Source organism: Streptomyces sp. SID1328 (assembly GCF_009865595.1).
Classification (GTDB): domain Bacteria; phylum Actinomycetota; class Actinomycetes; order Streptomycetales; family Streptomycetaceae; genus Streptomyces; species Streptomyces griseoluteus.
Genome location: NZ_WWKH01000297.1, coordinates 1 through 7329, shown reverse-complemented (window position 1 = coordinate 7329; position 7329 = coordinate 1). Strand labels below are relative to the sequence as shown.

7 protein-coding genes are annotated in these 7329 nt (G+C 73.4%); 3 read left to right on the top strand and 4 right to left on the bottom strand.

Annotation, left to right across the window (positions count from 1 at the left end; genetic code table 11):
* Nucleotides 1-229: 229 nt before the first annotated feature.
* From GT030_RS08920 to GT030_RS08910, 3 genes are all read right to left on the bottom strand, one after another.
* A complete protein-coding gene (locus GT030_RS08920) occupies nucleotides 230-1522 on the bottom strand; it encodes a response regulator (RefSeq protein WP_161200631.1) in 1293 nt (430 codons plus the stop codon).
* A gap of 255 nt (nucleotides 1523-1777) precedes the next feature.
* Nucleotides 1778-2902: a C40 family peptidase gene (locus tag GT030_RS08915; protein WP_161200630.1), complete on the bottom strand. Its 1125-nt coding sequence runs from the start codon at nucleotides 2900-2902 to the stop codon at nucleotides 1778-1780.
* Between the two features lie 233 nt (nucleotides 2903-3135).
* A complete protein-coding gene (locus GT030_RS08910) occupies nucleotides 3136-3942 on the bottom strand; it encodes a class I SAM-dependent methyltransferase (RefSeq protein ID WP_161200629.1) in 807 nt (268 codons plus the stop codon).
* 176 nt (nucleotides 3943-4118) lie between these two features.
* On the opposite strand from GT030_RS08910, the gene mshA reads away from it, so the two are divergent.
* Together mshA and GT030_RS08900 are read left to right on the top strand one after the other, a co-directional pair.
* Nucleotides 4119-5456: a D-inositol-3-phosphate glycosyltransferase gene (gene mshA / locus GT030_RS08905; protein WP_161200628.1), complete on the top strand. Its 1338-nt coding sequence runs from the start codon at nucleotides 4119-4121 to the stop codon at nucleotides 5454-5456.
* On the top strand, nucleotides 5449-5952 hold the full coding sequence (locus GT030_RS08900; protein ID WP_161200627.1) for a YbjN domain-containing protein: 504 nt from the start codon (nucleotides 5449-5451) through the stop codon (nucleotides 5950-5952). Before mshA ends, GT030_RS08900 begins: the two co-directional genes overlap by 8 nt.
* Nucleotides 5953-5959: 7 nt before the next feature.
* Here the strand turns inward: GT030_RS08900 and GT030_RS08895 are convergent, their stop codons facing one another.
* A complete protein-coding gene (locus GT030_RS08895; protein ID WP_161200626.1) occupies nucleotides 5960-6754 on the bottom strand; it encodes an AraC family transcriptional regulator in 795 nt (264 codons plus the stop codon).
* A 49-nt stretch (nucleotides 6755-6803) separates the two neighbouring features.
* Here GT030_RS08895 and GT030_RS08890 point away from each other — a divergent pair, with 49 nt between their 5' ends.
* Nucleotides 6804-7229 (top strand): DUF2000 domain-containing protein, encoded by a 426-nt coding sequence (locus GT030_RS08890; RefSeq protein ID WP_161200625.1) that lies wholly within the window; start codon nucleotides 6804-6806, stop codon nucleotides 7227-7229.
* The last annotated feature ends 100 nt before the right edge of the window (nucleotides 7230-7329 follow it).

Genomic DNA, 7329 nt, shown 5'->3' with positions numbered 1-7329 from the left:
ACGGCGGCCGCTGACGGCTCCGCCGGCTCCGGCCGGGTCGGCCCGCCGGGCCCAGGGCTGCCGCCTGCGGCTCACTGGGTCCCCAGGCCACGGTCCGGCAGCGCCACGCCGGCTGGCGTGGACGTCAGGGCAGCGGGCGCCCGCCCATCCCGGCAGGGGCCCTGTGCCACCCGGTCCTCCCGGAGCACGGTGGCCGGGCAGCGAGCGCCGTCGCTTCCCGTACAGCCCTCTACGCCACCCGGTCCAGCAGGACCACCGCGACGTCGTCCGTCAGCTCGTCGCCGTTCAGGCGGCGGACCTCGCTGACCGCGGCCCGGAGGAGCTCCTCTCCGCGCAAACCCTCGGAGAGCTGGCGGTGGATCATGTCGACCATGCCGTCCTGGCCGAGGCGGGGGCCGCCGGGGGAGGTGCGGCCTTCTATGAGGCCGTCGGTGTAGAGCATGAGGCTCCACTCGGCGCCCAGCTCGACCTGGGTGCGGGGCCAGCGGGCGCCGGGGAGGAGCCCGAGGGCGGGGCCGTTGTTGTCGAAGGGGAGCAGACGGGGCACCGCGGTCGCGCCGGGACGGATCAGCAGCGGGGCGGGGTGCCCGGCGAGGCAGAGGCCCGCGCGGCGGCCGTCGGGCGCGATGTCCACCGTGCAGAGGGTCGCGAAGATCTCCTCGTCCGAGCGCTCGTGCTCCAGCACCTCCTGCAGCGTCCCCAGCAGGTCGTCCCCGCACAGTCCCGCCAGGGTCAGCGCCCGCCAGGCGATCCGCAGCTCCACGCCGAGCGCGGCCTCGTCCGGGCCGTGGCCGCAGACGTCGCCGATCATGGCGTGCACGGTGCCGTCCGGGGTGCGGACCGCGTCGTAGAAGTCGCCGCCGAGCAGCGCGCGCGAGCGGCCGGGGCGGTAGCGCGCGGCGAACCGCAGCGCGGCACCCTCCAGCAGCGGCGTCGGCAGCAGCCCGCGCTCCAGGCGCCGGTTCTCCTGCGCCCGCAGCCGGCCCTCCGCGAGCCGCCGCTCGGCGGTGTCGGAACGCTTGCGCTCCACGGCGTACCGGATGGCGCGGCTCAGCAGCCGGCTGTCCAGCTCGTCGCGGAAGAGATAGTCCTGGGCGCCCACGCGCACGGCCTCCGCCCCGCGCTCGGCGTCGCCGGAGGCGGTCAGCGCGATCACGGCGTGCCGGGGCGCCAGCTCCAGCACCTGACGGAGCACGGCCAGCTCGTCGCCGTCCTCGGTGTCGGCGCAGCCGGCGGCCGGGAGGGCGAGGTCGAGCAGGATGCAGTTGACGTCGGGGGTGAGCAGCCGCCCCGCCTCGGTGAGGTTGCGGGCGGTACGTACGCGGATCGGCCGGCCGGCCGAGTCCCGCAGGTCGGGGACGAGCGCGCCGGACGGGTCGTCCTCGACGAGCAGCACGGTGAGCGCCGCGCCGAGGGCAGCGGTGTCACGGTGCGCCTCTTCGGTGAGGGCTACGGCCGAAACCTGCGCCGGACCGCACTCGGCGGCCGGGACTGCTCTCTGCCGCGGTACGGGTACGGGCATGTCCTGGTTTCCTTCCCTCCCCCCGAGGGCACGGCGGCGCCGAGGGTCCTCGTAACGCCGTCGGGTGACCCTAGCGGCATCGGCCGCCCCGATGGAATGGGGCGCGCGGCGTCCGTATCGCGTAGACCGCCGTCATATGCCCTGCCCCGTACGGCAGTTGGGCGGGGCGGCAGGGGGCGCGGGATGACGAAGCTCACTTGGTTCCAGCCCGCCCGCGTGCCGTTGGTCACAGGGCGGGGCGGGGTGTGGCGCCGGTCACGCGTCCGGGCGTACGACCCCCAGGATCGGCATGGTGCCCGCGCCCGCGACGGTGACCGTACGGCCCGGTCGCGGGGCGTGGATGATCTTGCCGTCGCCGACGTACATCCCGACGTGGGTGGCGTCGGCGAAGTAGATGATGAGGTCACCGGGGCGCATCTCGGTCACGTCCACGTGGCGGAGCTGCTTCCACTGCTCCTGGGAGGTGCGCGGGATCAGCGTGCCCGCGTCGGCCCAGGCCTGGGAGGTCAGGCCGGAGCAGTCGAAGGAGTCGGGGCCCTCGGCTCCCCAGACGTACGGCTTGCCGAGCTGGGCGGTGGCGAAGGCGACGGCCCTGGCCCCGGCGGAGGTGACGGTGGCGCTCGCCGTGTCGGCCTTCTTCTTCAGGACGCCGGTGTCCAGCCAGGCGGTCTGCGCCTTGCGGGCGGCCTGCCGCTCCAGCTCGGCCAGCCGCTCCTTCTCCTTCTTCTCCAGCCGCGACTCGAGCTTCTCGGCGTCCTTGATCCGCGCCTGGACCGTCTTCCGGGCGGCGTCCTTGTCCTTGCGGTCCCGCTCCAGCTTCTTCCAGCGCGCGGCCGCGTCGTCGGTGTCCCGCTTCAGCTCCCGCTCGACGCGGTCCGTCTCGGCGATCAGCTTCTTGGTGGCCCGTGCGCCGTTCAGCAGGGTGCCGGCGCCGTCCGCGAAGTGCTCCGGGTTGTCGCTGAGCAGGAACCGCGCCATGGGCGGCATCCCGCTGTCCCGGTACTGGGCCCGCGCGGCGGCGCCCGCCTGGTCCTTCAGCTCGGCCAGCTTCTTGCGGGCCGCGTCGGTCCGCTTCTCCAGCCGGGCCAGCTGGACGGACTGCTTGCGCGTCTTCTCCTCGGCCGCGTTGTAGGCGTCGGTGGCGACGGCCGCGTCGTGGTACAGCCCGTCGAGCCGCGCGCGGACCTTCTCCAGCTCGGCGTCGGGTGCGGGGGCCGGCGTGACGGCGGGTGCGGGCGTCGCGCTCGCGGATGGCGTCGGGGAGGGGTCGGCAGGTCCCGCCGGTACCGATGCGAACGCCGTACCCGGCACCGCCAGTACGGTCACCGCACACACCACGGTCACGGCGGCGGCGAGCAGCCCGCGCTTGCCCCGAGCCATAACAGTCCCCCCAAGCTGATTTACCGTCAGTAACTTACGGTCCGTCCGCAGGATCGTGCCACGATCCCGCGCGAAGTGACAGAGGTCGTACGAAGTCGTACATCCCCCGGCGCCCCACGCCTCCCCGCGATCTTCCCGCCCGTCTGACGTACCGCACCCGGAGATCGTTCCCCCCGATTCCCGGATTCCGTGCGATTCCCTCGAACAGGTGAACAGTGTCAGGTGAACCGGCGTCAGCGCGGCGCCAACGCCTCCCACGCCAGCGTCACTTCCCCCTGCCGCCAGCGCGCCGGACCGTCCGTCACCGGCCAGTCGGCCCGCAGATCCCGGACCGTGCGCAGCCAGCGCTGGCGGGCACCGTAAGAGGCGTAGGGCGCGGCGGCGGCCCAGGCGCGGTCGAAGTCGCGCAGGAAGGCGTGCACCGGCTCGCCCGGCACGTTGCGGTGGATCAGCGCCTTCGGCAGCCGTTCGGCCAGGTCGGAGGGGCGCTCCAGCGAGCCGAGCCGGGTGGCGAAGGTGATCGTGCGCGGCCCCTTCGGACCGAGCGCGACCCAGACGTGCCGCCGCCCGATCTCGTCGCAGGTGCCCTCCACCAGCAGCCCGCCGCGTGAGCCGTCGCCCGCCGGGGCCAGCCGCGCGCACAGCCCCTGCCACACGGCGGCGACCTGCTCCTCGTCGTACTGCCGCAGCACATTGGCGGCCCGGATCAGCAGCGGCCGGCCGGGCACCGGGATCTCGAAGCCGCCGTGCCGGAAGGTGAGCCCCTCACGCTCGTACGGCTTCGCCGCGGCGACCCGCTCCGGTTCGATCTCGACGCCGACCACGCGCGCGTGCGGGGCGACCGTACGGAGCCTGCCGAGCAGCTCGACAGCGGTCCACGGCGCGGCCCCGTACCCGAGGTCGATGGCCAGCGGATCGGCCGCGCGCAGCAGTTCGGCGCCGTGCGTGGCCGCGATCCAGCGGTCCATGCGGCGCAGCCGGTTGGGGTTGGTCGTCCCGCGCGTCACCGTGCCTACGGGGCGGGTCGTGCGGGATGCCATGTCTATGAGGGTAAGCGGGCGGGGTGACGACCTCCGGCCGAACAGTTGAGCGAGTACGGGTCATGATTGGGTAAAACCGCTTGATCGGGAAATGGGAAGAACCCCCTCCGCTGTTGCACCCCTCGGAGGACTCGGACGGTCCTCTGGCAGGCGTGCCCGAGCGAGGAGGAAGCCCAGTGAGCCAGTACGTCAGCAGGCTCGGGCGTCGCTCCCCGGCAACCGCTCCGCGGCTGAGGCTGCACCGCAGGCCACGCAGGGTCGCCATGCTCTCCGTGCACACCTCGCCGCTCCACCAGCCCGGCACCGGCGACGCGGGCGGGATGAACGTCTACATCGTGGAGCTGGCCCAGCGGCTGGCCGCCCTCGGCATCGAGGTCGAGATCTTCACGCGGGCCACCTCCAAAGACCTCGCCCCCAAGGTCGAGCTGGCCCCCGGCGTCCTCGTCCGGCACGTCGACGCGGGCCCCTACGAGGGCCTGGCCAAGGAGGAGCTGCCCGCCCAGCTCTGCGCCTTCACCCACGGTGTGATGCAGGCGTGGGCCGGCCACCGCCCCGGCTACTACGACCTCGTCCACTCCCACTACTGGCTCTCCGGCCACGTCGGCTGGCTCGCCGCCCAGCGCTGGGGCGTCCCCCTGGTGCACGCCATGCACACCATGGCCAAGGTCAAGAACGCCAGCCTGGCCACCGGCGACACGCCCGAGCCCGCCGCCCGCGTCATCGGTGAGACCCAGATCGTCTCCGCCGCCCGCCGCCTCATCGCCAACACCGCCGAGGAGGCCGCGGAGCTGGTCCGGCACTACGAGGCCGACCCCGCGAAGGTCGCCGTCGTCCACCCCGGCGTCAACCTCGACCGCTTCCGCCCGCTCGACGGCCGCGCCGCCGCCCGCGCCCGCCTCGGCCTGCCCCAGGACGCGCTCATACCGCTCTTCGCGGGCCGCATACAGCCCCTCAAGGCCCCCGACGTGCTGCTCCGCGCCGTCGCCCACCTGCTGGACGAGCGCCCCGAGCTGCGCCGGAACATCGTCGTGCCCGTCGTGGGCGGGCCCAGCGGCAGCGGGCTCGCCAAGCCGGAGGGACTGCAGAAGCTCGCCGCGCGGCTCGGCATCGCGGACGTCGTACGGTTCCGGCCGCCGGTCGGGCAGGAGCAGCTCGCGGACTGGTTCCGGGCCGCGTCCGTGCTGGTCATGCCGTCCTACAGCGAGTCCTTCGGGCTCGTCGCCATCGAGGCGCAGGCGGCCGGCACGCCGGTCATCGCCGCCTCCGTCGGCGGCCTGCCGGTGGCCGTGCGCGACGGCGAGACCGGCTTTCTCGTCCAGGGCCACGACCCCTCCGACTACGCGCGGGTGCTGTGCCGCTTCGCCGACGACCCCGGCCTGCCCGGCCGCATGGGCGCGGCCGCGGCCCGGCACGCCCTCGGTTTCGGCTGGGACGCCTCCGCCGCCGCCACCGCCGACGTGTACGCGGCCGCGACCCAGTCCCACCGCCGTCGCGTACGCTCGCAGCATGGCTGACACCGAGGCGACGGAACGGGCCGCGCGCACCCTTCAGGACGCGCTGAAGGACGCCGAGCTGGAATGGGAGAACCCCGAACCGGGCTCCTACGTGGTCAAACTCCCCGGCACCGCCAAGCTCTCCACCACCGTCTCGCTGCTGGTGGGCCGCCACACCCTCTCCGTCAACGCCTTCGTCATCCGGCACCCCGACGAGAACGAGGCGGGCGTCCACCGCTGGCTCCTGGAGCGCAACCTCAAGCTGTACGGCGTGAGTTACGCGGTCGACCAGCTCGGTGACGTCTATGTCACCGCCCGTCTCCCGCTCGCCGCCGTCACCCCCGAGGAGGTCGACCGCCTGCTCGGACAGATCCTCGAAGCGGCCGACGGTGCCTTCAACACCCTGCTGGAACTGGGGTACGCCTCCGCGATCCGCCGCGAGCACGCGTGGCGCGTCTCGCGCGGGGAGTCCACGCGCAACCTGGACGCCTTCACCCACCTGATCGAACGCGACTGAGCCCGGCTCAGGCGCCGTTGCGGTAGCGGCCCGGTGTGACCCCGACCAACTTCTTGAAGTGGCGGGTCAGATGGGCCTGGTCGTAGAAGCCGGACGCCACCGCCACCTCGCCCGGCGCCAGCCCGTCCAGCAGCAGCCGCCTGGCCCTGCCGACTCTTCGCGAGGTCAGGTAGCGGTGCGGGGCGATGCCGTACGCGGCGCTGAACGCCCTTACCAAGTGCGCGGGATGGGCGTGCAGCAGTGCGGCCGCCGCGGTGAGGGTGAGGCCGTCGGTGAGGTGCTCGTCGAGGAGTTCGCGGAGCCGGCGGGCCAACAGGGGGTCGGCGCGCGGGGGTTCGGGATCGCGGTGACGCAGATGGTCTCTGAGGCGCTCACCGACGAGCACGAGCCCGCTCTCCGCGGCCAGTTCGTCCCCCGGACTGGCGAGGGCGCGGTGCAGTTGACCCACCCGCTTGCGCAGTCCAGGGTCCCTCAGGTCGGGCTGGTCGACGGCGGGGCCGATCAGATCATGGCTGAGCCGGCTGCCGTCCAGGTACAGCACCCGCTTGCGGAAGCCGTGCGGGGTGGCGGGGGAGCCGTTGTGCGGGACGTGCGGGGGCAGCAGGGTGACGGTGTCGCGCGGGGTGCCGTGCTCGTGCCGGTCGAGGTCGTACCGTACGGCGCCGTCGTCCACGATCAGCAGCGTCCAGGCGTCGTGCACGTGCATCGGGTACGCGTACTCGGTGAACCGGGCGTGGAAGACCTCCACGACCCCCGGTACCGAGGGGCGCCACGCGGAGACTTCCGGCTGGTCAGCGGCCACGCAAGAAACGTACAAGACCCGGGCGGGGCGTGGTCGGCAGTCTCGGGGCATGGACGAACAGCCCCTGCGTTTCGACACCAAGATCGCCGTACTCCTCCGCGACGACCTCGCCCCCTGGCAACGCCTCAACGTCACGTCGTTCCTGGTCAGCGGCCTGGGCAGCCAGGTACCCGAGGTGATCGGCGCACCGTACGAGGACGCCGACGGCATCGCCTACCTCCCGATGTTCCGCCAGCCGGTACTGGTCTTCGAGGCGACGAAGGAGGTCTTGAAGGCGGCCCACACCCGGACCCTGACCCGGGCCCTGCCCCGCGCGATCTTCACGGCCGACCTCTTCTCGACGGGCAACGACACGGACAACCGAGCGGCGGTCCGGGCCGTACCGACGGCCGATCTGGATCTGGTGGGGCTGGCGGTGTACGGGCCCAAGGGCGGGGTGGACAAGGTGGTGAAGGGGGCGAGGATGCATCCGTAGATCGGCCGGGGTGGCGCGCCCGCGACCTCGGGCTCCGGCGTGGGCAGGATCGCGCACCGGCGGCGCGGGGTAGCCGAGGAGCCGGGAGCCCCGGCCCGTG

What these genes read in the sequence shown, in the direction of transcription:
- GT030_RS08890 (WP_161200625.1), top strand. Translation starts at nt 6,804, where the DNA reads ATGGACGAACAGCCCCTGCGTTTCGACACCAAGATCGCCGTACTCCTC.
- GT030_RS08915 (WP_161200630.1), bottom strand. Translation starts at nt 2,902, where the DNA reads ATGGCTCGGGGCAAGCGCGGGCTGCTCGCCGCCGCCGTGACCGTGGTG.
- GT030_RS08920 (WP_161200631.1), bottom strand. Translation starts at nt 1,522, where the DNA reads ATGCCCGTACCCGTACCGCGGCAGAGAGCAGTCCCGGCCGCCGAGTGC.
- GT030_RS08910 (WP_161200629.1), bottom strand. Translation starts at nt 3,942, where the DNA reads ATGGCATCCCGCACGACCCGCCCCGTAGGCACGGTGACGCGCGGGACG.
- GT030_RS08900 (WP_161200627.1), top strand. Translation starts at nt 5,449, where the DNA reads ATGGCTGACACCGAGGCGACGGAACGGGCCGCGCGCACCCTTCAGGAC.